The 24,823-nt window shown below is 58.5% G+C and carries 21 protein-coding genes; 15 read left to right on the top strand and 6 right to left on the bottom strand.

What is annotated here, in order from left to right; genetic code table 11:
• Positions 1–82: 82 nt before the first annotated feature.
• The 4 genes from JH25_RS21185 (at position 83) to JH25_RS21200 (ending at position 4,169) form a co-directional block, all read left to right on the top strand.
• Complete coding sequence (locus JH25_RS21185) at positions 83–2,077, top strand: polysaccharide biosynthesis protein (protein WP_032877165.1); 1,995 nt, start codon at positions 83–85, stop codon at positions 2,075–2,077.
• 111 nt (positions 2,078–2,188) lie between these two features.
• Positions 2,189–2,521 carry a ComEA family DNA-binding protein gene (locus JH25_RS21190; protein WP_032877164.1) on the top strand — a complete coding sequence of 111 codons (333 nt, stop codon included), beginning with the start codon at positions 2,189–2,191 and terminating at the stop codon, positions 2,519–2,521.
• A gap of 140 nt (positions 2,522–2,661) precedes the next feature.
• Positions 2,662–3,306: a GntR family transcriptional regulator gene (locus JH25_RS21195; protein ID WP_032877163.1), complete on the top strand. Its 645-nt coding sequence runs from the start codon at positions 2,662–2,664 to the stop codon at positions 3,304–3,306.
• 14 nt (positions 3,307–3,320) lie between these two features.
• Entirely contained in the window at positions 3,321–4,169 is an 849-nt protein-coding gene (locus tag JH25_RS21200) for an urea carboxylase-associated family protein (RefSeq protein WP_032877162.1), read from the top strand.
• A gap of 8 nt (positions 4,170–4,177) precedes the next feature.
• Here JH25_RS21200 and JH25_RS27860 read toward each other — a convergent pair whose 3' ends face one another.
• Positions 4,178–4,345 carry a DUF2897 family protein gene (locus JH25_RS27860; protein ID WP_003172675.1) on the bottom strand — a complete coding sequence of 56 codons (168 nt, stop codon included), beginning with the start codon at positions 4,343–4,345 and terminating at the stop codon, positions 4,178–4,180.
• 110 nt (positions 4,346–4,455) lie between these two features.
• The gene (eat, locus tag JH25_RS21205; protein WP_032877161.1) at positions 4,456–5,820 is read right to left on the bottom strand and encodes an ethanolamine permease; all 1,365 of its coding nucleotides are present in this window, start codon (positions 5,818–5,820) and stop codon (positions 4,456–4,458) included.
• Between the two features lie 380 nt (positions 5,821–6,200).
• On the opposite strand from eat, the gene JH25_RS27615 reads away from it, so the two are divergent.
• From JH25_RS27615 to JH25_RS21230, 8 genes are all read left to right on the top strand, one after another.
• Positions 6,201–7,226 (top strand): hypothetical protein, encoded by a 1,026-nt coding sequence (locus JH25_RS27615; RefSeq protein ID WP_164699503.1) that lies wholly within the window; start codon positions 6,201–6,203, stop codon positions 7,224–7,226.
• A 51-nt stretch (positions 7,227–7,277) separates the two neighbouring features.
• Positions 7,278–11,345: a hypothetical protein gene (locus JH25_RS0126925; protein ID WP_050549328.1), complete on the top strand. Its 4,068-nt coding sequence runs from the start codon at positions 7,278–7,280 to the stop codon at positions 11,343–11,345.
• A gap of 224 nt (positions 11,346–11,569) precedes the next feature.
• Positions 11,570–11,659, top strand: coding sequence for a K(+)-transporting ATPase subunit F (kdpF, locus tag JH25_RS27855; RefSeq protein ID WP_003218754.1), 90 nt, complete (start codon positions 11,570–11,572; stop codon positions 11,657–11,659).
• A gap of 8 nt (positions 11,660–11,667) precedes the next feature.
• Entirely contained in the window at positions 11,668–13,362 is a 1,695-nt protein-coding gene (gene kdpA, locus JH25_RS21210; protein ID WP_032877160.1) for a potassium-transporting ATPase subunit KdpA, read from the top strand.
• Positions 13,363–13,374: 12 nt separating this feature from the next.
• Positions 13,375–15,432 (top strand): potassium-transporting ATPase subunit KdpB, encoded by a 2,058-nt coding sequence (gene kdpB / locus JH25_RS21215; protein WP_177327394.1) that lies wholly within the window; start codon positions 13,375–13,377, stop codon positions 15,430–15,432.
• A gap of 27 nt (positions 15,433–15,459) precedes the next feature.
• Positions 15,460–16,005, top strand: a complete 546-nt coding sequence (gene kdpC / locus JH25_RS21220; protein WP_032877158.1) for a potassium-transporting ATPase subunit KdpC — start codon at positions 15,460–15,462, stop codon at positions 16,003–16,005.
• A 77-nt stretch (positions 16,006–16,082) separates the two neighbouring features.
• Positions 16,083–18,734: a sensor histidine kinase gene (locus JH25_RS21225; protein ID WP_032877157.1), complete on the top strand. Its 2,652-nt coding sequence runs from the start codon at positions 16,083–16,085 to the stop codon at positions 18,732–18,734.
• 46 nt (positions 18,735–18,780) lie between these two features.
• Positions 18,781–19,470: a response regulator gene (locus JH25_RS21230; RefSeq protein ID WP_032877156.1), complete on the top strand. Its 690-nt coding sequence runs from the start codon at positions 18,781–18,783 to the stop codon at positions 19,468–19,470.
• Positions 19,471–19,572: 102 nt separating this feature from the next.
• On the opposite strand, the gene JH25_RS21235 is transcribed toward JH25_RS21230, so the two are convergent.
• The gene (locus JH25_RS21235) at positions 19,573–20,610 is read right to left on the bottom strand and encodes a patatin-like phospholipase family protein (protein ID WP_005786353.1); all 1,038 of its coding nucleotides are present in this window, start codon (positions 20,608–20,610) and stop codon (positions 19,573–19,575) included.
• A 205-nt stretch (positions 20,611–20,815) separates the two neighbouring features.
• On the opposite strand from JH25_RS21235, the gene JH25_RS21240 reads away from it, so the two are divergent.
• From JH25_RS21240 to JH25_RS21250, 3 genes are all read left to right on the top strand, one after another.
• Complete coding sequence (locus tag JH25_RS21240) at positions 20,816–21,094, top strand: hypothetical protein (protein WP_005786355.1); 279 nt, start codon at positions 20,816–20,818, stop codon at positions 21,092–21,094.
• 44 nt (positions 21,095–21,138) lie between these two features.
• A complete protein-coding gene (locus JH25_RS21245) occupies positions 21,139–21,900 on the top strand; it encodes a CHAD domain-containing protein (RefSeq protein WP_032877155.1) in 762 nt (253 codons plus the stop codon).
• Between the two features lie 89 nt (positions 21,901–21,989).
• Complete coding sequence (locus JH25_RS21250; RefSeq protein ID WP_032877154.1) at positions 21,990–22,787, top strand: acyl-CoA thioesterase; 798 nt, start codon at positions 21,990–21,992, stop codon at positions 22,785–22,787.
• A gap of 6 nt (positions 22,788–22,793) precedes the next feature.
• Here JH25_RS21250 and JH25_RS21255 read toward each other — a convergent pair whose 3' ends face one another.
• From JH25_RS21255 to JH25_RS27850, 3 genes are all read right to left on the bottom strand, one after another.
• Positions 22,794–23,156 carry an Mpo1-like protein gene (locus tag JH25_RS21255; protein WP_005786360.1) on the bottom strand — a complete coding sequence of 121 codons (363 nt, stop codon included), beginning with the start codon at positions 23,154–23,156 and terminating at the stop codon, positions 22,794–22,796.
• 116 nt (positions 23,157–23,272) lie between these two features.
• The gene (locus tag JH25_RS21260) at positions 23,273–23,662 is read right to left on the bottom strand and encodes a hypothetical protein (RefSeq protein WP_032877153.1); all 390 of its coding nucleotides are present in this window, start codon (positions 23,660–23,662) and stop codon (positions 23,273–23,275) included.
• The coding region (locus JH25_RS27850; protein WP_177327393.1) for an RHS repeat-associated core domain-containing protein at positions 23,662–24,823 on the bottom strand (1,162 nt) is incomplete at its 5' end. The genes JH25_RS21260 and JH25_RS27850, both read right to left, overlap by 1 nt.

Raw genomic sequence — 24,823 nt, 5'->3', positions numbered from 1 at the left:
ACATCAACAACGGGTGCGTTGGTTTAGGTCGTGACACTGATAACGTAAGTTGCAGGAGCAGTACAAGGTGGTTGAAGGGGTTATGGAGAAATTGAGAGCTTTATTACTGGGTTTACCGCGCCGTCAGAAGCGTCTGATACAAGTTTCCACAGACGTTTTGCTGGTGTGGTTTGCGCTGTGGATGGCTTTTGTGGTGCGCTTGGGCATTGACGAGATGGTCAACCCCGTTATCCAACACCCATGGTTGTTTTTGACTGCTCCAGTGGTCGCTATCCCTCTTTTCATTCGTTTCGGAATGTACCGTGCCGTCATGCGTTATTTCGGGAACGATGCGCTTGTAGCCATTATCAAAGCGGTGAGCCTTTCGTCGCTGATTCTCGGCGTTGTCGTTTATTGGTACAGCAACCATCAGAACGTGGTTCCACGATCTATTATCTTCAACTACTGGTGGCTCAGCCTGATCATGGTGGGCGGCCTGCGTCTGGCTATGCGTCAGTACTTTCTGGGTGACTGGTTCGCTGCATCACAGCACGTGCCTTTCACGAGTCGTGATAATGGTCTGCCACGGGTAGCTATCTACGGCGCAGGCGCTGCGGGCAACCAGTTAGTTGCAGCGTTGCGCATGGGCAGGGTGATGCGTCCTGTCGCTTTTATTGATGATGATATCAGCATCACTGATCGTGTTATCTCAGGCCTGCAAGTCTACAAACCCAAACACATCCAGCGCATGATCGACACCACTGGCGCACAAGAAATCCTGCTTGCAATACCCTCCTCTAATCGCGGTCGTCGCCGTGAAATCCTTGGTTTCCTTGAAGGTTTTCCGCTCCACGTACGCAGCGTTCCGGGTTTCATGGATCTAGCCAGTGGCCGCGTCAAGGTCGACGATATTCAGGAAGTCGACATTGCCGACTTGTTGGGGCGCGATACGGTACCTGCTCAAGCCGAGCTTCTGGAGCACTGCATCAAGGGGCAAAATGTTCTGGTGACTGGCGCGGGTGGTTCCATCGGCTCTGAGCTGTGCCGTCAGATTCTCGCGTTACGTCCGACGACGCTGCTATTGTTTGAGCACAGTGAATTCAATCTGTACAGCATCCTTTCGGAGCTTGAGCAACGCGTTGTTCGTGAGTCGCTGCCAGTTAAGCTATTGCCGATCCTCGGGTCGGTGCGTAACCAGGAAAAACTGGTAGATGTCATGAAAACCTGGCGCGTAGACACTGTTTACCATGCCGCAGCTTATAAGCACGTGCCGATGGTTGAGCACAACATTGCCGAAGGCGTGCTGAACAATGTGATCGGTACGCTTAATACTGCCCAGGCCGCGCTTCAGGTCGGGGTGTCCAACTTTGTTTTGATCTCCACCGACAAAGCGGTACGCCCAACTAATGTCATGGGCAGTACCAAGCGTTTGGCTGAATTGACCCTACAAGCGCTCAGTCGTGAACCGGCTCCCGTACTGTTTGGTGACAAGTCGAACATCTCACGGGTCAACAAAACCCGTTTCACGATGGTTCGTTTTGGCAATGTGCTGGGTTCTTCCGGCTCAGTAATTCCGCTGTTCCACAAGCAGATCAAGTCTGGCGGCCCGCTGACGGTTACTCATCCAAAGATTACTCGTTACTTCATGACGATCCCTGAAGCGGCCCAGCTGGTAATCCAGGCAGGCTCCATGGGGCTGGGAGGCGATGTATTCGTTCTGGATATGGGAGAGCCAGTGAAGATTGTCGAGCTGGCCGAAAAAATGATTCACCTATCCGGCTTGAGTGTGCGTTCTGAGAAGAATCCCCACGGTGATATTGCCATCGAATTCTCTGGCCTACGTCCCGGTGAAAAGCTTTACGAAGAGTTGCTGATTGGTGACAACGTCGTTGCTACCCAGCACCCGATGATCATGAGTGCCAATGAAGATCATCTCTCATGGGAAGCGCTCAAAGGCAAGCTCACTGAGTTGCTTGCTGCGGTTGATGAAGACGACTACACCCGTGTCCGCCAGCTTCTGCGCGATACCGTTAGCGGCTATTCCCCCGATGGCGAAATCGTCGACTGGATCTACCAGCAGCGGCGCTTGGAGCCGTGAGTTAACACCCTGTTACTCACCCATTTTTGACACCCTCCACCCATCGCCTAACGTAGAAAAGCAGCTTCGGAAAAGCTGCTTTTCTCTTACCGATGTCATGGAGCGTCACCAATGCAAAACCTCTACATTTCGTCTCTTGTCTTCGCCTTCCTCACCTCCCTCTCCGTCGCCACCACCGCTGCGCCTCCCATCAAGCCGGAAGCTTCAAGCCCAATCTCCACCCAAATGACCAAGATCGAGCAATCCACCAAGGTCAATCTCAACGCCGCCGATGCCGAGACCCTGCGCCGCGACCTGTTCGGTATCGGCGCTTCCAAGGCGAAGGCAATCGTTGCGTATCGCGAAAGCAACGGTCCGTTCACAGCGGTGGATGAGTTACTGGAAGTAAAAGGCATCGGTAAAGCACTGCTGGAGAAGAATCGCGACAGATTGGTTATTAATTGAAGATGCGAAGATAGCCCCAGAAGGCCGGTCATTGACCGGCCTTTCCTTTATCAAAGCTGCGTCTATTTACTCTCAGGCCGCGTTGGCATGAAACGTGATTACATTCAACTCAACGATTGTTCAACAATCTTGAGGTGTACATGACGTCCAGCTTGTCTTTAGCCGACCAAATCGCCCTGGAATTACGCGCCGACATTATCGGCGGGCGGCTGCTGCCGGGTGTGTCGCTCGTCGAGGCCGACTTAGTCAAGGGCTACAACGCCTCGCGCAATACTATCCGTGAGGCGCTGCATCGCTTGGGCCAAGAAGGGCTTACCCGCTATGTCCGCAATAAGGGCGTAATGGTTCGGCGCCTGCAGCGGGCAGAAGTACGTGACCTCTTCGTAGTCCGCCGCACCCTGCAATTGCAGGCCATAGCCCAAAGCGGCCCGCTGACGGACACTCAATCAGGCCGCATGCAAAACGCTATCGACGCCACCACCCTGGCCCGGGAGCGCGAAGATTGGCGAGCGGTGGCTACCCACAGTCTTGTTTTCCACCAACAGATCATCGCGTTGATGGACAGCCCACTGTTCGACGAGTTTTTTGCCCAGGTGATCGCCCAGCTGCGCCTGGTGTTTTGCGCCGCGCCGGATGAGCAGAGTTTCCAGTTACCCTGGCTGGAGCGCGACCATGAGATATACACGCTGTTAACCCGCAACCAAACCCAGGCCGCCAGCGAGGCGATGAGCCTGTACCTGGATGATTCGGAACATCTTTCCCTGGCCTTGTTTGATCACCCTTGATGGAGGATTGCCCCATGTATAAAGACTATCCGGCCGCGTACCAAGTCAGCAAAGGCTCAGCATTGCAGGTGGATACGGCGTTCTATGAGCGCATTCGTGATCAGAAAACCCAGCGCACGTTGATCGAACAGTTCGAGGTACCTATCCGTACGGGCAGGGCATGGAAAGTGCCGGCCGGGCATGTGTTCCGTGTGACCACGCCGGTGGGCCCGCAGGTGGGGGACTTCAACGTATGGAACGCCAATGACCCGCGCGAGCGTTTGTGGGCTGCGCGCACTCGGCAGCTTCAGGGTGCCCATGTCAGCACCCATGATCGCTTGTGGTCGAACCTGCCTTTTCTACGGCCGCTGGTGACCATCACCGACGACAGCCTCGCCAGTTACGGCATCGATGAATACGGCGGACGCTTGCACGATTTGCTTGGTACGCGCTGCGATCCCTATGTGAACCGGATGCTGACTGGGGAGGACTTTCATCACCATTGCCACTCGAACCTGACCCGTGCGGTATTGCCCCATGGGCTGACGGAATTCGACGTGCATGACGTGTTGAATATTTTCCAGTGCACGGGCCTCAATCACGATGACATGTACTTTATGAAAGCCTGTCCGGCGCAGAAGGGTGATTACCTGGAGTTTTTTGCCGAGATTGATTTGCTGTGTGCGTTGTCGACGTGCCCTGGCGGGGATTTATCGCTACCGATGTGGGGGCCGGATGCGCAGGATCCGCTGACGGTGTGTCGTCCGTTGGGGGTGGAGATCTACCGGTTGGAGGATGAGTTGCTCAATGGCTGGAGCCAGCCGGAACGTGCTGCCTACAAGGGGCAGCACGGTTTGCATATCGCCAAGGCGGATTGGGAGTAACTCAAGGTTCAGCGATCCTGCGCATCCTTGGCATCCGCCTGCGCATTGCGCTCGGCCACGCGTTTACGTTGTTCGTCGGTGAGTTCGACTTTGTTGGCGCTGTCGCGCAGCATCATCAGCCCTCCGACGATCGACCCGATTGCGACTACCATAATCAACCACGCATACCACGGCATAAGGCTCTCCTTGAGGCAGATGTCCGTGGGAAAGTTTCCCACGGTAATGACTGCTTTGAGTCACGGGCTTTCTGAGTAGTTCAGTGTAGGCCCGTTCTGCCTCGCGGGCGCTATAGTCCCGTCAACATCGCATCTGTCGGGGCGTCGGCGCGGTCTTGCGCGGTCAGTTGGAAATAGATGAAGCCTGCCAGCATAAAGCCCAGGAAGATCAGCCCGATCAGGGCGTTGAACCAGGCCATCGCCACCAGGCACACCACTGCCAGTACCAGTGCAATACCCGGCACGATGGGGTAGCCCGGTGCGCGAAAGGTGCGTTCCAGCAGGGGCTCGGTCTTACGCAGTTTGAACAGGCTGAGCATGCTCATGATGTACATGACGATGGCACCGAACACCGCCATGGTGATCATGGCGGCGGTCAGGGTCATGCCGCCCAGGTTGATCAGGCCGTCGCTGTAGATGGCCGCGATGCCGACCAGGCCGCCGGCAATAATTGCTCGATGGGGTGTCTGAAAACGCGACAGTTTGGCCAGGAAGGGCGGCAGGTAACCGGCGCGGGCCAGGGCGAAGAACTGGCGCGAGTAGCCGAGGATGATGCCGTGGAAGCTCGCCACCAACCCAAACAGGCCAATCCACACCAGCATGTGCAACCAGCCGGAGCTTTCGCCGACTACGGTTTTCATCGCCTGGGGCAGTGGGTCGTTGATGTTCGACAAGGTGCGCCAGTCGCCTACGCCACCGGCGAAGAACATTACGCCCATGGCCAGGAACACCAGGGTGAGGATGCCGCTGATGTAGGCTTTTGGAATCGTGCGTTTGGGGTCCTTGGCTTCTTCGGCGGCCATGGCGGCACCTTCGATGGCGAGGAAGAACCAGATGGCGAAGGGAATAGCGGCAAACATCCCGGCAATCGCCGGCGCGCCGAAGGTGTCGGAACCGGCCCAGCCGTTGAGGGCGAAGTTGCTGAAGCTGAACGCCGGGGCGACCACGCCCATGAACACCAGCAGTTCGGCGACGGCGAGTACGCACACCACCAGCTCAAAGGTCGCGGCAAGTTTGACCCCGAGGATGTTCAGGCCCATGAACACGATATAAGCGCCGACGGCGGCGTGCTTGGGATCAAGTGCCGGGAATTGCACGTTCAGGTAGGCGCCGATGGCCAGGGCAATTGCGGGCGGGGCGAAGACGAATTCGATCAAGGTAGCCAGCCCGGCAATCAAGCCGCCTTTTTCACCAAAGGCGCGACGGCTGTAGGCAAAGGGGCCTCCGGCATGGGGAATGGCGGTAGTCAGCTCGGTAAAACTGAAGATGAAGCAGGTGTACATCGCGGCGACCATCAACGAAGTGACCAGAAAGCCTAAGGTGCCGGCCACGCCCCAGCCGTAGCTCCAGCCAAAGTACTCGCCGGAAATCACCAGCCCCACGGCGATGCCCCAGAGATGCAGGGTGCCTAAGGTGGGTTTGAGTTGTGTGTTCATTGTGCTGCGCTCCCTGAACCGTTGGAAATGGTTCAGCGTGTTGCAGCAGGCGTGCCATGCCATGGGGATACGTCGTAAAGCGGCGCCAGTGTCGCTTGGAGGATGGTTTTGTGTTTGAAGTTTTCCGGTGCGCACCAGATATGTGCGCCAGCCCGGTCGGTTTATCCGCCATGACCTGACGGTGGTGCATGTCTTGGCCCATGACATGGTTGCAATCAACGGGCTGTTGGAGGCGGTCCATTTACGCTTACTTACTATTACTGATCGACCTTGTCGGAACTGTTCCCTGCTCAGTTTTCACTATGCGGTGCCCATTCAGGAAGAGTGTTACATGAATAATCGTCAGGGACGCATGGGTTAATACATCCGAGAAAGCCGAAATGACTTCAGCTGTGACTGGTCTTCATGCGCGCCGGGATCTGCCCCCCTCGCACAGCGTTCTATTGCCCGAGGCCAATGCCCTATCGCCGGCAAATGAGCCATCAACGATTCCTCATGTGAAGGGCATTGCCCCCATCAGCGTGACCCCGGCAGGCTTGAAAAACGGCCGGCAAATCAGCGAAAAACACCTTCAGTTGCTTCACCAATTTCGGGCGCTGAATCAGCAAATCCACGCACTGACGGGCCAGCAGCCAACCCTTTCGAGCGTCATCGAACAGCAACTCGCTGAGGCGCTCTACAAACAGACGCCGCTGGACGCCACTAAACTCTATTTTCATCGCTATCACACTGATGAGCAGGGGCAGCGCACATTGCTCTCTGTAGAGCCTGCCACTGCGGCACTCTTTAACGCGCTCAAGACCTCCAAGGGGCTCGGTGGCTCGGACGCCTCCACAAGCCCCGCCACCACAGACTGCGGTTTTTATCTGGGGGACGCGCCGGCCGAACGCGATAAACAACTGGACGCTGCCGGTAGCCTGTTGTCGATTGCCCAAACCATCGAAAAAGAGCTGCCCTCGAGCCTTGCCCGATTCTGGACGGAGCCACGCTCTGGCGAAGCGAACCCTGAGGCACGGCAAGGCGAGTTACTGCGTATTCAACGGCAGATGTTGTCTACCCTTGCAGCGCTTCAGGTAGAAGAAGGCACAATGCTCCCGGCCGCCAAGGTGCTGATCGACAAAGCGATTGAATACCCCACTCTGGAGGCGCGGGAAAGCGCCATGCAGGATGGAGAGCGGCCTGGGGTGTATCCGCTCAAGCTCGATACGCCAAAGCCCAACGGTACGTTGATGGCAGGCGCCTTCCTGATCACGAGTAGTGACGGTTCGTCGACACAGCGCCCGTTCAATAACTCGGACACCAACAGGGCACTATCGCCCAGCGAGCAACGCGGCCTCACGGTGCTTTATACCCCCCGCGATGGCTACGAGGTGTTCGACAGCCCGGCCAAAGCCCTGCAAGCCTAGCGCCAGCGCCTCAGCAACAACGCTTATGCCGCGCAACAGGCCAAGCAGCGTTTGCCGATTTCGGTCGAGCAAAGCCTCAAGCCTGGTTGGGAAAACGAGCTAAGCCAAACCCTTATTCCACTCACCACTGACGTCATTGCCGCAGGCGTACCGCAGCTGCTCGAACGCCAGCAGCAGCAGGTAAACACCGAGCTGCAAGCGCTATTCGACGACGATAGCGGTGTAGCGAGCACGGACCCTTGGCAACGATCGCAAACGCTCAGGGACTTGGATCAGGCGTCTGCTCTGGCGCCACATTTCAGCGCCGATAACGTTCTGCGGGCACGCAATGAGTGGCTGCTGGAGCGTTTGAGCGAGCAGGACAATCTCCAGGTTATGCAGCAACGGACAGCGAATCGCAGCAACTGGCAGTATTTGGCACAACAGCTTAACCAGGCCGGCCAGGCGCTACCGGAAAACGCCACGGCGCAGGACATATCGGCCCTCTTGAAAAGTACGCCGATGAGAATTGCCCCGGACTCTGCTCATTACCAGTCATCTGTCCGCGAACCCGGTAAGTCGATCAGTCTGGAGGCATTCATCAACGAAAATGACTTGCCCCTGCCCAAGACCCTGGACGAGCTGCTTTCCCTGGCACAAACGGCAATTGCAAGGGCCCAGCAGCACCCGTTAGGCAATTTCGGGGGCGGCCTGTCCTGGCCGATTCCTATGACTGCCCGCGAGCAGCAGACGGTGCGGGCCGTCGCCAGTGACTATAAGGTCAGCACGCAGATGGGGCTGCTGGACTACTTGAACACGCGTCAACCGCACTCTCAGGACGTATTGCAGGATCCAGTGACGATGCTGGAGGCCCTCGTGGGCTCCCCGCAAGGGCATGCGCTGGGACTAGAGATGCAAACCAATTTGGGTGGCGTCTCCACGGACATCAGCGTCAATGACTATACGCTGGCACTCATGAATCTGGCGCTGGACCCGGAGTCTCTCACCAGGGCGCATCGAAATTGGGTAGCCGGTTTCGACCTGACCGATAAAAAATATTGGGGCCAGCCCCTCTCAGCCATCATCGAAGGCCTGAGCCGGCACCTGATTGAAACCGGCCGTGCATCATCGGCGATGGCCAAGGCGGGGGCGTACCTGTTGCTGATGCGGGCAGCGCCGCAATTACTGGTCAAAGATGTCCCCGACAGTGTGGTCTACGGCAGTGTGGCGTGGGCGACTCTGTGCATTGCGGTCGCCGCCATCGAAGCCCAGTCACCCGGCAGCGTCGCCCATATGACCTACGCTGAAGTGATGATCGCCGCCGACACCCGAGACGCGGCTCCCAAGCCTGCGCAAACGGCGATACTGCTCAATTGGGCTGTGGCCAATAACATTCTCAACGGAAAACAGGATGCGCTTTACACCCAGGACGACATCAACAAAGCGCAAGCGGCTTTCAACCATCAGCAAACAGAACTCGAAAAAGCTTCGGCTTTACTGGATACGCCCCTGCCAAGCCGTCGAGAGATCGCCCTGGCGTTACTCAAGAAGACGTTTGGGGAAAACGTAGCGTTCGAGGAGCCTAAATTCGCCAAAACTTCGCCCTACGCGTCCTACGCTCCTGGCATTTCTTATTCCATGCTGGATATCGTCATGGAAGGGAATGCAATGGATGAACGCTGGAAAATTATTAAAGAGGGCGATGGCATTGATCTTGCGAGGTTTACCGCTTTTACTAAGAGTCCGGAATTTAGTATTCAAAAAGATTTTGATGAGGCATTTTCAACGGTAACAGCCAACCATAAGGCAGTCAAAAAGCTGTCTATTATGAACGCCCTTACCAACTTGCCACCGGAAGATAAAAAAAATCTCAGCTTTGGCGAAATCCAATATTATCAAGAGAAAAGCTATAAAATCGGAACGTTGGGTAATACGTTGTTTCATACCAGTTCCAAGGTAATAGTAACCGCTAAACGCAACGGCACCACCAGTAACTATGAGTTCGATACGGAAAAAGGTCTGATCAAAAACCTTGGCAATATTGAGGTGCCGCGTGATCCTGAGTACATTCAGAACGAGGTTACTAAAACCGAGGAGTTTTTCCCCGATCAAGATTTAAGTAAATGGGTCGATGGCAGTAATACGCTAGCGGCTATATTACCGTTTGGCGTGAGACATGCTGATGATATCAAACGACACATTCTTGATCAGCCAAGAGCCTCCGCACCGTCTGCACCGTACCTGTTCACCGACGAACGAGCCAACCATATTGCTGACTCGATTGTTAAGGCACTGGACTTCGATAACCCTGCCATTCGGAAAGCCGCTATGGGGGCGACGCGGTCCGAACAGGGGGCGGAACAGGAGAAAGTGATAGGGAATTTTCTTCTCGACTTTATTCCCTTTCGATCGGCAATTGTCAACTTTATAGACGGTAACTACAGTGAAGGAATCACCGATGTTGCATTTGATATTTTTGGTTTTATCACCGCTGGTGTCGGTGCTGCTGCCAAAGCAGCGAAAGTGCTGGCTAAAGGGGGGAGCGCACTGAAAAAGGTGCTCAAGGTCACCAAAATAATGGGCACAAGCCTTCTATCCGAGCTCAATCCGCTAGCCGGTGTTGGTGACTTGATTGTGGGGGGGGCGAAAGTGGTCACCCAGGGCGCTGGCCACGTCATTAACAACTTCCGGTTCGTCAAGAGCACATTAGGCCGGCCGGAACTCATCAACCTCAGTAAGCGTTATGACGCGGTAGCCAACGGTACATTCAAGGTTGGCGAGCAGACCCTACATGGATCTGCGGTCTTCCAGAATGGTAAGTGGGGTCTCTATGACCCCATCAGCGGTCGCCCATATGGTACCGCGAAGGGTTTCAAGCCCGAACAAGGTGCAATCAAAGGGGAAATCAAAGGATTCTCTGATTACCTGTCGTGGGAAAGAATAACAAACACATTGGCACCTCCTGTGCCGCCCAACAAAAACTTTCGCACTGACTACAATAACGTTATAGCCGATGCAAAGAGTAAAGACCTCGCCACGTACTCAAAGGGGTGGAGAGAGTTAAACCCAGAAGCCGTCTATGGCTACTCTCCAGCGATGACCATCGATCAGTTAAAACGCCTTGCGGTAGCCCAGCGCCGTACGCCGGGCCAACTCGGTAGTCTGGCAAAACGAATTGCAGATCTCCAAGAATTGCCCGACAGGTTCAAGATGGCCCATCTTAAAGCGGCCCTCACTGACAAAGACGGCTATGCGAGAGGGTATCGCGCAGGGCAGCCGGCAGGGCTAGACAAGTTGACGGAAAAACTGACTCTCGATCAGGTGGCAGAGCTGGCTATCGCACCCGAACGCACACCTGAACAAATTGGTTACTTGGTCAGGCATATGGAAAAGATAAGAGAACAGGCGAGCAAGAGAAACTTCAAACGTTTCAGCGAAGACATTGGATTAACAGACGCCCGCCCGCCTATAGTGATCAAGGGTATTCCTCAAGGGTTGTACCTCAGTCGAGTTGACTTGTTGTCGGAGGGGGAGTGCGCGGCGCTGTCTACGCTGATGGCGGAAGCCCTCAAGCAGGGCAAACACGAAATTTTTCTTGAAAATCTAAGTCAGGCGATGCGCCCCGTGCCTCCGGGCGAGGACATTGCAGAGTTGCGAAAACTGGACCCGGCGAAAGCCGATGCCGAACAACTGCGCGCCACTCAAGTCGCTACCTTCCGTAGTAAGCTGAGCCGGCTTCAGGAAAAAATCGAAACTAAATACCTTCAACCCGGTGAACTTAAACAGGTTCCCTCCACCGGTATCATTTCCGATTTGGCCAGTAGCCGCGAAACGAAAACTTTGTTAATCAGCACCCCAGACCATGGCTTGATGGCCCGTGTTGTGGTTGATCTCAATGGGAACAAGACATGGTTCTATTTTGACCCTAACTATGGTCTTGCGATATTCACCGACGAGACGCAAATGAAAGCGGCCCTGGAAATGACCTTGAGAAAAGGCCAGAGCAAGGCAATGCTGTCGCACTTCGACGGTGAATCGGGCTTACCTGAGTATCAAGTGTCAGTGCTTAAAGAGTCGCAGGTAAATCCCAACGTGGCCGCGGTGCCGGGAGGAGTTTCCGACTTGTTCACGCCTCTGTAATCACTCAGTGGGTCAAAAGGTGGCAGTGCAAGGGTCGATTTGCTCGCGATCATTAACCTGGCACCTTTGGATGGTTACCCCATAAGGCCCCCTGTAAACCCCGGATAAACCCACTCTTTACGCCATCTTTACGCCTCACCCAACGCCTTGCTCTCGTTCCTTTACACCCCTCCTAGGGACAATGCCCCCACACGCGGCAATCGCCGCAAGACGGGGAAATTTCCATGAGCGTTCTGGACGGAGTGTCACTGCTATTGGCCGTGGCGCTGTTCATTTATCTGCTGGTTGCGCTGTTACGCGCGGATCGGAACTAGGAGCGGCTATGCACAGTTATGACTATTGGCTGATCATCGCCTTCTTTGCCGTGGTACTGGTGCCGGCGCCGTTTTTGGGGCGGTTCTACTACAAGGTGATGGAAGGCCAGCGCACGTGGTTGACGCCGGTGTTGGGGCCTGTCGAAAAGGTCTGTTATCGCCTTTCGGGCGTGGACGCGCAGCAGGAACAGAGCTGGCAGAAATACATGCTGGCCTTGCTCGCGTTCAACCTTGCGGGCTTCTTGTTGTTGTTCTCGATCCTGTTATTCCAGGGCTCCCTCCCACTGAACCCGCAGAAGTTGCCGGGCCAGGAATGGACCCTGGCGTTCAACACCGCCGTCAGTTTCATGACCAATACCAACTGGCAGAACTACAGCGGTGAGGCGTCCCTAAGTTATCTCAGCCAGATGGCCGGCCTCACTGTGCAGAACTTCGTCAGTGCGGCGACCGGTCTCGCCGTCCTGGTTGCCTTGTGCCGTGGGATCGGACGCAAATCTGCCCAGACCTTGGGCAACTTCTGGGTCGACATGACGCGCGCCACCCTCTACGGCCTGCTGCCGTTGTGCCTGGTGCTCGCACTGTTCCTGGTGTGGCAGGGCGTGCCACAAACCTTCGCCCACTATGTTGACGCCGTCACGCTGCAGGGCGTGGACCAAGTGATTCCCTTGGGCCCGGCGGCCAGCCAGATTGCGATCAAGCAACTGGGCACCAATGGCGGCGGCTTCTTCGGGGTGAACTCGGCGCATCCGTTCGAAGACCCGACAGCCTGGGCCAACCTGTTCGAAGTGGCCTCGATCATTCTGATCCCGGTGGCGTTGGTATTTACCTTCGGCCACTACGTCAAAGACCTGCGTCAGAGCCGGGCGATCCTCGCGTGTATGCTGGCGCTGTTCCTGATCGGCGGCGCGACGTCGCTGTGGTCCGAATACCAGCCCAATCCGACCTTGAACAACCCGGCCGTGGAGCAAACCGCACCGCTGGAGGGCAAGGAAACACGCTTCGGTACCACCGGCACCGTGCTGTGGTCGGTGACCACTACCGCGGCATCCAACGGCTCGGTCAACGGTATGCAGGACAGCCTCAGCCCGCTGAGTGGGATGGTGGCATTGGTCAACATGATGGTTGGCGAAGTGATCTTTGGCGGCGTCGGTGCTGGCATGTACGGCATGCTGCTTAACGTACTGATCGCGGTGTTCCTCGCCGGCCTGATGATCGGCCGCACGCCGGAATATCTGGGCAAGAAACTCCAGGCCAAGGAAGTGCAATTGCTGGTGGTGACCCTGCTGGTCATGCCGGTCGGCGTGCTGGTGTTGAGTGCCATCGCCGCCAGCCTGCCGGGCCCGGCGGGCGCGATCAGTAACCCTGGCCCCCACGGCTTCAGTCAGTTGCTTTACGCCTACACCTCGGCCAGTGCCAACAACGGTTCGGCGTTTGCCGGCCTCGGTGCCAACACCGCGTTCCATAACCTGATGCTCGGCCTGGGCATGTTGATCGGCCGCTTTGGCTACATCCTCCCGGTGCTGGCTCTGGCCGGCAGCCTGGCGATGAAGAAGGCCGCACCGATTGGCCAGAACAGCTTCCCCACCCATGGCCCGCTGTTCGTGACCTTGTTGACCGTGACCATTTTGCTGGTGGGCGGCCTGACTTTCCTGCCGACGCTGGCGCTTGGGCCTATCGCTGAACATCTGAGCATGGGCTTCTAAAGGGACATGAAAATGAATATGCCTGCAAAAAACGCGGCCCTGGTCAAAACCCAGGAGCCTGCCAAAACCGCCATCTCGGCGCTCTGGCGCCCGGCGCTGGTCCAGGCTTTCGTCAAGCTTGACCCACGCCAACTGCAACGCTCGCCGGTGATGCTGGTGGTCGAACTGACCGCCATCCTCACCACCGTATTGTGCTTTGTGCCCGATACCACCGTGCCCACCTTTGTTGCGGTGCAAATCGCCGTGTGGCTGTGGTTCACCGTGCTGTTCGCCAACTTCGCCGAAGCCCTGGCCGAAGGCCGCGGCAAGGCCCGCGCAGACAGCCTCAAGGCCGGCAGCGAAGGTTTGAGCGCCCGGCGCCAGGAGGCCGATGGCAGCTTCAAGGTGGTACCGGCCACCAGCCTGCGCAAGGGCGATGTGGTACGTGTTGCCGCGGGGGAAATGATCCCCGGTGACGGCGAGGTCGTCGAAGGTATTGCGGCGGTCAACGAAGCGGCGATCACCGGCGAATCCGCCCCGGTCATCCGCGAGTCCGGCGGCGACCGCTCGGCCGTTACCGGCAACACACGGCTGGTGTCGGACTGGCTGCTGATTCGCATCACCGCCAACCCGGGTGAGTCCACACTGGATCGCATGATTGCGTTGGTGGAAGGCGCCAAACGCCAGAAAACCCCCAACGAAGTCGCGCTGGATATCCTGCTGATCGGCCTGACCCTGATCTTCCTGCTGGTAGTGGTGACCTTGCAGCCGTTCGCGCATTTTGCCAATGGCAGCCTGCCTCTGGTGTTCCTGGTCGCACTGCTGGTGACGCTGATTCCCACCACCATTGGCGGCTTGTTGTCCGCCATCGGGATTGCCGGCATGGATCGCCTGGTGCGTCTCAATGTGATCGCCAAGTCCGGTCGCGCCGTGGAAGCGGCGGGGGACGTGCATGTGTTGCTGCTGGACAAGACCGGCACCATTACTTTTGGTAACCGTCGTTGCTCGGCCGTGGTCGCGGCGCCTGGCGTCAGTGGTCGGGAATTGGCTGAAGGCGCGCTGCTGGCATCCCTGGCCGATGACACGGCGGAAGGCAAATCCATCGTTGAATACCTGCGTGCCTTGCACCCGCAGGCCGAGCCAAGCCTGGATGAATTGACCGCCGTACCCTTCAGCGCCGAGACCCGATTGTCGGGTGTCGACTATCAGGGCCGCGTGTTCCGCAAAGGCGCCGTGGATTCGCTGCTGGCGTTTATCGGCCAGCAACGCAGCGAGCTTTTACCTGCGCTGTCGCGGGAAATCGACAAGATCGCCCAAAGCGGCGGCACCCCATTGCTGGTCTGCGCCGATGGCAAATTGCTCGGTGCGATCCATCTCAAGGACGTGGTCAAGCCCGGCATCCGCGAGCGGTTTGCCGAGTTGCGCAAGTTGGGGATTCGCACCGTGATGGTCACTGGCGACAACCCCCTGACCGCCGCCGCGATTGCCGCTGAAGCCGGGGTGGATGACGTGCTGGCCGAAGCCACGCCAGAGAAGAAACTCGCGCGTATTCGCCATGAACAAAACGATGGTCGCCTTGTTGCCATGTGCGGCGACGGCGCCAACGATGCCCCTGCGCTGGCCCAGGCTGACGTCGGCATGGCCATGAACGACGGCACCCAGGCCGCACGCGAAGCGGCCAACATGGTCGACCTCGACAGCGACCCGACCAAGCTGCTGGACGTGGTGCAGATCGGCAAGGAATTGCTGGTAACCCGTGGCGCGTTGACGACCTTTTCCATCGCCAACGACGTGGCCAAGTACTTCGCAATCCTGCCGGCGCTGTTCGCCTCGATCTACCCGCAACTGGGCGTGCTCAACATCATGCACTTGCAGAGCCCGCAGAGCGCGATCCTCTCGGCCATTGTGTTTAACGCCTTGATTATCGTGGTGCTGATTCCCCTGGCGCTGCGCGGTGTACGGGTGCAAGCGGCGAGTGCGGCGGCCTTGCTGCGGCGCAACCTGCTGATTTACGGCCTGGGCGGGCTCTTGGTGCCGTTCGTGGGTATCAAAGCCATCGACATGCTGCTGACGGCGCTGCACCTGGTTTGACCTGTCTGATTTATTGAGGATTTGACTATGACAAACATCATCCGCCCCGCCCTGAGTCTGCTGGTACTCATGACCCTGATCACCGGCGTCGCCTACCCGCTGGTGGTCACGGGCGTGGCGCAAGTGGCCTTCCCCGATCAGGCCAATGGCAGCCTGGTGCACGACGCCAGCGGCAAGGTGCGCGGCTCCAGCCTGATCGCCCAGGACTTTACCGGCGACCGCTGGTTTCATCCACGCCCGTCAGCAGGAGCCTTTGCGACGGTGTCCAGCAGTGCCAGTAACCTGGGCCCCAGCAATCCGGCCTTGGCGACTCGCATAGTCGAGGATGCCGGCAAACAATCAGTGCCTGGCCAGGGCCCGGTGCCACTGGCCTCGCTGACGACCTCCGGCAGCGGCCTTGATCCCCACTTGCCACCGCACGCGATTGCCTATCAACTGGCGCGAGTGGCAGCTGCGCGCAATGTGCCGGTGGCGACCTTGCAGCGGTTGCTGGATGAGCACATCGAAAGCCCGTTGGTAGGGCCGCCGGTGGTAAACGTCCTGGCCCTCAACATGGCCCTGGAAAAACTCTGAACCCCTGTGGGAGGGGGCTTGCTCCCTCCCACAGTTGATCTTCATTGACCTGAAAATACCTGTCTGAAGGAACCCGTATGAGCGACTCCGGCCGCGCCGATGCCCTGTTAGCCGATCTGCCCCGGGCTGGCCGTGGCCGGCTCAAGGTCTTCCTCGGTGCCGCGCCTGGCGTGGGCAAGACCTACGCCATGCTCCAGGCGGCCCACACCCAACTGCGCCAGGGCGTACGGCTGATTGCCGGGGTGGTCGAAACCCACGGCCGCGCCGAGACCGAAGCCTTGCTCAGCGGCCTGCCGCAACAACCGCTGTTGCGCAGCGAATACCGCGGCGTGATGCTCGAAGAAATGGACCTCGACGGCCTGCTCGCCGCCAAGCCCAAGCTGGTGCTGGTAGACGAACTGGCCCACAGCAACGCCCCCGGCAGCCGTCATGAAAAGCGCTGGCAAGATATTCAGGAATTGCTCGCGGCCGGTATCAATGTGTTCACCACGGTCAACGTCCAGCACCTGGAAAGCCTCAATGATCAGGTGCGTGGCATCACCGGCGTGCAAGTGCGCGAAACCCTGCCGGACTGGGTGCTGCAAGAGGCCGACGAACTGTTGCTGATCGACCTGCCATCCCGCGAACTGCTCGAACGCCTGCGTGACGGCAAGGTGTATGTGCCCGAGCAGGCGCGTGCGGCTATCGATGCGTTTTTCACCCAGACCAACCTCATGGCCCTGCGCGAACTGGCGATGCAAACCGCCGCCGCCCACGTCGACGATGATCTGGCCCAGGGCTATCGCCAACTCGGACAGGCCGCGCCGGCGGTACGTGGGCGTTTGCTGGTGGGCGTGGATGGCGACGCGCAAGCCGAACGCCTGGTGCGTCATGCCAGTCGCGTGGCCCAGCGTCGGCATTTGCCTTGGAGCCTGGTGCACGTCGACAACGGCCGAGCGCGGGATGAGCAATCGCGCCTGCGTCTGCAGAACGCCCAGCAACTGGCGGAGCGGTTGGGCGGCGAAGTGGTGTTACTGCGGGCCGGGGAGGTCGCCAAGACCCTGATCCAGCACGCCGCCGAACGCCGTGCCAGCTTGTTGCTGGTGGGGCAGTCGCGGATGCGCTGGCGCCGGCGCTTGTTCGGTGGTGGCTTGGCGGCGCGGCTGTTGCGCAATGCCCGTGGCCTGGAAATCAATGTCCTCGACAGCGATGACATACCGGCGCCGCCACGCTTGCCGGATGTGCGCGGGTTGGTGTGGTTCGATTACGCTTTGGCGGTGGTTGCCACGGTGGTTGCTGCGGCCGTGGCTTGGGCCGTGTCCAGTGTGTTGCCGCTGCCGAATATCTCGCTGGTGTTTCTCGCTGCCGTATTGCTGGTGGCGGTGCGCAGCAGCCTGGGGCCGTCGCTGGTGTGCGCGGCGCTGTCGTTCATGACCTACGATTTTCTGTTTATCCCGCCGAACTTTTCTTTCGCCATTCAGCGCGAAGAGGATGTGCTGACCCTGCTGTTCTTCCTGCTGATGGCAGCCCTGACCGGCAACCTCGCCGCGCGCCAGCGCCGCCAGCTGCAGGCGTTGCGCGATACCCAGGAAGAAACCAGCGAGCTGCTCGACCTGTCGCGCAAGCTCACGGCGGCCACCGATCGCCAAGCCGTGATCAGCGCCGCCGCCCACCATCTGCAAGGCTGGCGCGATCTTGACTTGTGTCTGGTCAATCGCGACGGTCAGGGCGGCTGGACGGTCGAGACCGGTGGCCCGCTGACCCTCACCGAAGCCGAACGCGCTGCCGCCGATTGGGCCTGGCAGCATGATCAGCCTGCCGGTATGGGCACCGGCACCTTGCCGTTCGGACGTTGGTGGTGGTGGCCGTTGTCGGGTGAAGAGGGGCCGCTGGGCTTGCTCGGTGTCAGCGCCAAACCGGGCCTGGAGTTGAGCGGGCAACGCCGACGTTTGCTCACTGCCTTGAGCCAGCCACTGGCCCAGGCGCTGGCGCGGGCGCAGTTGGGGCAAGAGTTGGAGTCGGCGCGTCTGCACGGTGAAACCGAACAACTGCGCAGCGCCTTGCTGGCGTCGGTGTCCCACGATTTGCGCACGCCGTTGACCTCCATGCGCGGCAGTATCGATAGCCTGCTGGCCCTCGGCGAAGCCATTCCCATAGAGGATCGTCGCGAATTGCTTGAAGGCACCCGTGATGAGGCCGAGCGCCTGGACCGCTATATCCAGAACCTGCTGGACATGACGCGGCTGGGCCACGGCGCGCTGAAACTGGCGCGCGACTGGGTGTCGCCCGGTGATATCGTCGGCAGTGCCCTCGGGCGTTTGCGCGCGGTGCTGGCGCCATTGCAAGTGAGCACCGAGGTGCCGTCGGAACTGCCCTTGTTGTATGTGCATGCGGCGTTGATCGAACAGGCATTGGTCAATGTGCTGGAAAACGCCGCCCGGTTTTCGCCGCCCCAGGGTCGCTTGCAGTTGCGCGCTGGCGTGCAGGATGAGCAGTTGTTTTTTGCCGTGGCGGATGAAGGGCCGGGGATTCCCGAGGAGGAGCGTGCGAAGATTTTCGACATGTTCTATACCGCTGCCCGCGGTGATCGGGGCGGGCAGGGCACCGGCCTTGGCCTGGCGATCTGTCAGGGCATGGTCGGTGCGCATGGTGGGCATATCAGCGTGGCCGATGGCATTGATGGGCGGGGTACCTGCATCACGTTGTTTCTGCCGCTACAATCTCAACCTGGCTTGGACACTGACCTTTGAATGGCTCCTGAATGGGGTGATTCTTTAACGAATTTTGACGGACACCATGAGCCAGACCGCGACGATTCTCGTCATAGATGACGAACCGCAGATCCGCAAACTCCTGCGCATCAGCCTGGCCTCCCAGGGCTATAAGGTGATCGAGGCCGGCACCGGCAACGAAGGCCTGGCGCAAGCGGCCCTGAACAAACCGGACCTGCTGGTGCTCGACCTGGGGCTGCCCGACATGGACGGCCAGCAGGTGCTGCGCGAGTTTCGCGAGTGGTCGACGGTACCGGTGCTGGTGCTGTCGGTGCGGGCCAGTGAAGGCCAGAAAGTCGAGGCTCTTGACGGTGGCGCCAATGACTACGTGACCAAGCCCTTCGGCATCCAGGAATTCCTCGCTCGGGTGCGTGCGTTGTTGCGTCAGGCACCGGCGGGAGAGGCCCAGGAAGCCGCCTTGAATTTCGGCCCGCTGACGGTGGACCTGGCTTATCGCCGCGTGCTGCTGGACGGTGCCGAAGTGGCGCTGACCCGCAAGGAGTATGCAGTGCTGGCGCAACTGGCCCGGCATCCGGGGCGGGTGATTACCCAGCAGCAATTGCTCAAGGACATCTGGGGCCCGACTCACACCGAAGACAGCCATTACCTGCGTATCGTGGTGGGGCACCTGCGCCAGAAACTGGCGGATGACCCGACGCAGCCACGGTTTATCGTGACCGAGGCGGGGGTGGGGTATCGGTTGCTGAATGCTTGAGTTTTTGTGGGAGGGAGCAAGCCCCCTCCCACATTTTGAGTGTATTCACAGATTAAAATGTGGGGCTTGCCCGCGATGAGGCCATCAGCAACACCCACGCGCTCAACTCTGCTCACTCTCATACCGATCCAACGTATCACTGGCGATCTCCCGCCCCAAGGCGATCAGCTCCGGCGCCTTGTAGAACTCGAAGAACCGGCACACTCGCTTCGGCACGTTGATCAGCACATCTGGCGGGTAGCCTGCGATCTTGTACTGCGCCAATGACGTCTGCATCACCTCGAAACTCTGGTTGATCAGGTCCAGCAGCGACGCAGGCCCGACGTTATCGATGATGAACGAGCCGGTCGCCGACTTCGGTGCGCCGGCTTTTTCCGGCGCGGCAGCGGGTTGCTGGGATTCGGGTTCAGCCGACTCCAGCCACGGGTTGATCTCTGCTGCCTGGGCCTGCAAGGCTTCCTGTTCGAGCTTCATCAACTGCTCGGCCTGTTTACGGCGAAATGGCAGGTGCGATCCGAGTGATTTGGCCAGGCTGTTGAAGCGGCTCTTGAACGCCGGCGGGCGCTGGATCACCGGCAGCCGATAGTGCTTCTGGTTGGTGGCGTTGAGGTTGACCGCGATGATCAAGTCACAGTGGCTCGACACCACCGGCACAATGGGTAGCGGGTTGAGCAGCCCGCCGTCCACCAGCATCCGATTGCCTTGCATCACCGGGGTGAACAGGCTTGGGATCGCCGCCGATGCGCGCATGGCCTGGTGCAGGCAGCCTTCCTGAAACCAGATTTCCTGTTGGTTGGTAAGGTCGGTGGCCACGGCGGTGTAGGGGATGCGCAGCTCTTCGATATTGATCTCGCCGACGATTTTGCGAATCTGCCCGAAAACTTTTTCGCCACGAATCGCACCCAGGCGAAAGCTCACATCTACCAGGCGCAATACGTCGAGGTAGTCCAGGCTTTCGATCCAGTTTCGATATTCGTCCAGCTTGCCTGCGGCATAGATACCGCCGACCACCGCGCCCATCGAACAGCCGGCGATACAGGCGATGTCATAGCCGCGTCGTTCGATTTCTTCGATCACCCCGATATGGGCGTAGCCCCTGGCTCCCCCGGAGCCCAGCACTAAGGCAACACGTTTTTTCATGTCCCAGTCCTTCGCAAAACAGGTGCCCACAATGCACCCATCCGGGGGGCGGCTTCAATCTTCGGTTATTTTTAGAGGATAACCTTTGCGCTCGGGTATGCTCTGGCAATAGGTACGACCGATTTCAGGCTAGGGACAAGGCACTTTTCCCTGTGGGCAACGTCTACAGGCTACGAATGATTTTGCTTATTTTGAGGTGTCATCAATGAAAGCCTGGATGTGTGTGCCTGTGATCGTGCTGGCCTTGGCCGGCTGTGCCGGCAAGACGGCCTACCGCGACAGCTGCGGTTCCCAATTGGATGCCGCCTGGAAAGAACTCGATCTGGCCAAGGCTGAAGGTTTTGCTGGTACCGTGAGCTACTCCAAGGCTCTGTCGCTATTGACTGGCGCCAAGACCCAGCAGCAGTTTGAAGCGTTTGAAGGGTGCTCCAACAAAGCCCAGAAGGCGCGGTTCTATATTCGTGAGTCTCGCGCCGGGCGTTGACCTGTAGCGGCGAGTAGGATTATTCATTGGAAAGTGAGGGCAGGATGTCAGCGCTGGTCAATCAGTTAGTCGCCCAGGTCATAGGCCTGGAAGTAGGGTTACTGAGCTGCCAGGCTCGCCTCGCCGCCGTCACTGACGATGAAGCCCTGCATGATTTGCGCACCACCGTGCGGCGCTTGCGCAGCTTGTTGCGGCCTTTGCGCGGGCTGCCCGGTGTGGAACAGCTTGAATTGGCCGCCAGTACGGTTGGCCAATTGACCACGCCGCTGCGTGACCGCGAGGTCCTGGCGGCGTATCTGCATCAGCACGGTTATCACGAGGCGGCTGATCGGCGCCTGCGCCTGCAACCCGAGGCCTATCGCCATGTGGCGCAAAGCCCGGAACTGGCGCACCTGTTACTGATTCTGGATGCATTCCCACGCTTTATTCGCGCCTCCCAGCACCAGAAACTGCTCAAAGGCCTGCGCCCGCGCATCGAGAAACGCCTGGCCAAGCAATGGCAGAACCTCGATGAAGCCCTGAAGGATCCCGAGCATGATCGCCACCGCCTGCGGTTGCTGATCAAGCGCGTGCGTTACGCCGCCGAGGCTTACCCCGAACTGGACAAGCTATCCCCCAACGCCATGTCGCGATTGAAGAAAGCCCAAAGCGCCCTGGGCGACTGGCATGACTGCTGGCAGTGGCTGGCCCAGGCCGGGCAGCAGGCGGATCTGCAACCCTGCGTTGCCATCTGGCAGCGCACCATGCTCAAGGCTCAAGGGCAGGCTGACCGTGTGCTGGACAAACTCAGCGCCGATTGTTTTTAACGCGGTCCGGCTTTTGGCCGGAATGGGCGGTGTGCCGGTCCGTCTCGATGGTTAAGATTCCCCATCGATTTTCTTGATGTGAGGTCGCCATGCGCTTTAGTGATTTGCTCGACGCTGCCCGAAGCAACCCGTTGGACGTCACCATTCCTGCCGAATGGGCTCAGGGCCGTGCCACCTTTGGCGGCCTGGTCGCCGCCCTGCAATATGAGGCCCTGCGCGCGCAGGTGCCGGCGGATCGCCCCTTGCGCTCCCTGGCCATCACCTTTGTCGGCCCGGTCGCGCCGGATGTGCCCGCCAGTTATCAAGTCGAAGTGTTGCGCGAAGGCAAGGCCGTCAGCCAGTTGCTCGGCCGCGTGTTGCAGAACGGCGAAGTGGCGACCCTGGTCCAGGCCAGCTTTGGCGCGTCTCGAGCATCGGAAATTGACGTGGCGAGCGAAGCTCCGCCGGTATTCAAACATTGGGATGAATGTCAGGAGTTGCCCTACATCAAGGGCGTCACCCCTGAATTCATGCGCCATCTGGCGATGCGCTGGAGTGTCGGCGGCCTGCCGTTCACCGGTAACAAATCCCGCGACATGGGCGGTTGGGTACGGTTGCGCGGGGATGTGAAAGAAGAGCCACTGACCGAGGCGCATATCCTCGCCCTGGTCGACGCCTGGCCGCCGGCCCTGCTGCCACACCTGAAAAAGCCTGCGCCAGGCAGCACCCTGACCTGGACCATCGAGTTCATCCAGCCGCTGCAAGACCTGACCACCCTCGATTGGTGCCAATACCACGTCAACATCGAACATGCCCGCGACGGCTACGGCCATGCGGCCGCTGCGCTGTGGAGCCCGACCGGCGAGTTGATCGCCCTCAGCCGCCAGACCGTGGTGGTGTTCGCCTAAGCCCCTTCAGTGGTGGTGACGTTGCCGCCAGGCACGCCACCAGCCACCGCTCAACACAAAGCGCGGGAAGGTCACGAACTGCTCGACAACAAGGCGTTGCACCGCATCTTTACGGTCGCTGAACGGCTCACTGGCCTGGGCTTCCAGGCTGTGGCCGTGACGCTGCAACGCCAGGCCCGCCACGATGCCGACCACACCGATAGCCAAGCTGGCCAGGCTCAGGCTGAACACCCCTGAAACGATCAGCAGGAAACCGACGATAAACAGCGGCACGGCAATCAGGTGCAACGCCAGGTTGGTCGGGTGCTGATGGTTTTGAGGGTAATGACGCCATTGCCAGGCGGGGAGATTGGGGTGACGTTTGCCCATGATCGTGAGTCCTCTGTCCGTTGGAACAACTTGGACAGAGTTTAGGTGCGCACGGGCGGGGTAGCGAATCAAGGCTGGCTATTAGGGTTATAGAGAACAGTTTGGCGGAGTGATCCTCATGCCCAAATGACGCAGTTATGATCATCCATATGCACCAAAAACGTTATTTCGCTATCGGTTATCCAAAATGGATAGCCGGTGGTTTCGCCTAAAACAGATGCTAGAACTCGAGAGTTATCAATTTTCCAGGCGGTATATGCTGAGTCAAATACCACCAGAATTAGATCCCTCTCGCTGATGCGATACGGTATTTCCTTCCAAAAGTCAGGGTTGTGCTCCGTGCTTTTTTCGTTCAGCTCGATGGGATCAAGCACATTGCTTTGCGATTTGAAGAATTTTCTCGTCAGGGCGTTTATCAATAAGTTGAGTTCGCTTGAGTCAAGCTTTCCAGCGCCGATGTTCAAGGTATTAAAGGCTGCGTCTATTTCGTCTTCCAAATAGCTCATCAGGGGACACCTATTCTTGACCGGCTGACGGGAACGAGTTGAAGCAGGATATGGCCTCTTTTTGCTCCTCCCTCACCTCTCTTTCCAGGCGTTTGATAGCCAATATGAGGGGATTTCGGGCCTTCCTTACTTGGCACGAGTACTGGATCGTCAATATTCACTTCAGCTCCCCTATTGGGACCCGTTTGTACCCGCCATTCCGTTGGAAATGATTTTCCATATTGGTCTTTGCTCCATTTCGATACGCTGTACTCGGTCTTGGGTATACCCGTTCTGCGAAAAGCCTCATCCAAACCATTATGCATTTGTTGGTAGCTGTCGCCGGCTTGTTTTCTCCAGTCCAGATCGACATCTGGGTTAAGTTTCCAGCTGTTTCCCGTGCTTGGATTAGGACAGTCTGAAGGCGCACAAGCTAAACCTAATGGATCAATCCACCCAGTAGGATTGGGCACATACTGGTAACCATTGATCCCACCCGCCAACTTCACCGGATCCGGCGTCAGGTAACGACCAATATCCGGATTGTAGTAGCGATGGCGGTTGTAGTGCAGGCCGCTTTCCTGGTCGAAATACTGACCTTGGAAGCGCAGCGGGTTGTCGATTTTGCCTGCGTCGAGCCGGGCGATCTGGCCGTAGGCGCGGTAGTGGGCGGACCAGACGATTTCGCCTTCGGTGTCGGTCAGTTCTTGCGGGGTGCCGAGGTGGTCGACTTGGTAGTGGTAGGGCTTGGTCTCTTTTGGGCCGAAACCTTCCAGCAGTGTTAATGGGCGGAAGCTTTCGGGCTCGTAGAGGTAACTGCGATGGCGTTCCGCATGGTGCTCGGCAATCAGCTTGTCGCCTTGCCAAAAAAACTCGGTGGTCTCGCCATCCACGGTTTTGCTGACACGCCGCCCAAACGGGTCATACCGATAGCTTGCGGTCTGCCCGTTGGGTTTGGTGACGCCAATCAACCGATGCTGGCAGTCGTAGCGGTATTCCGTGACAAGTTGATGGCCTTTGCCGCGCCGTTCGCGGATCAGGTTGCCGAAGGCGTCGTAGTCGTAATGGCGGTCGCCCTGGATCATCAGGCGGTTGCCGGCAACGATGTCCGGGCCGGGGCGGTCTTGCATCAGCAGGTTGCCCGCCGGGTCGTGGGCAAAGCGCTCCTGGACGTCTTGGGAA

Source organism: Pseudomonas sp. BRG-100 (genome assembly GCF_000737955.1).
Taxonomy (GTDB): domain Bacteria; phylum Pseudomonadota; class Gammaproteobacteria; order Pseudomonadales; family Pseudomonadaceae; genus Aquipseudomonas; species Aquipseudomonas synxantha_A.
This window is presented reverse-complemented; position numbering and strand designations above follow the sequence as displayed.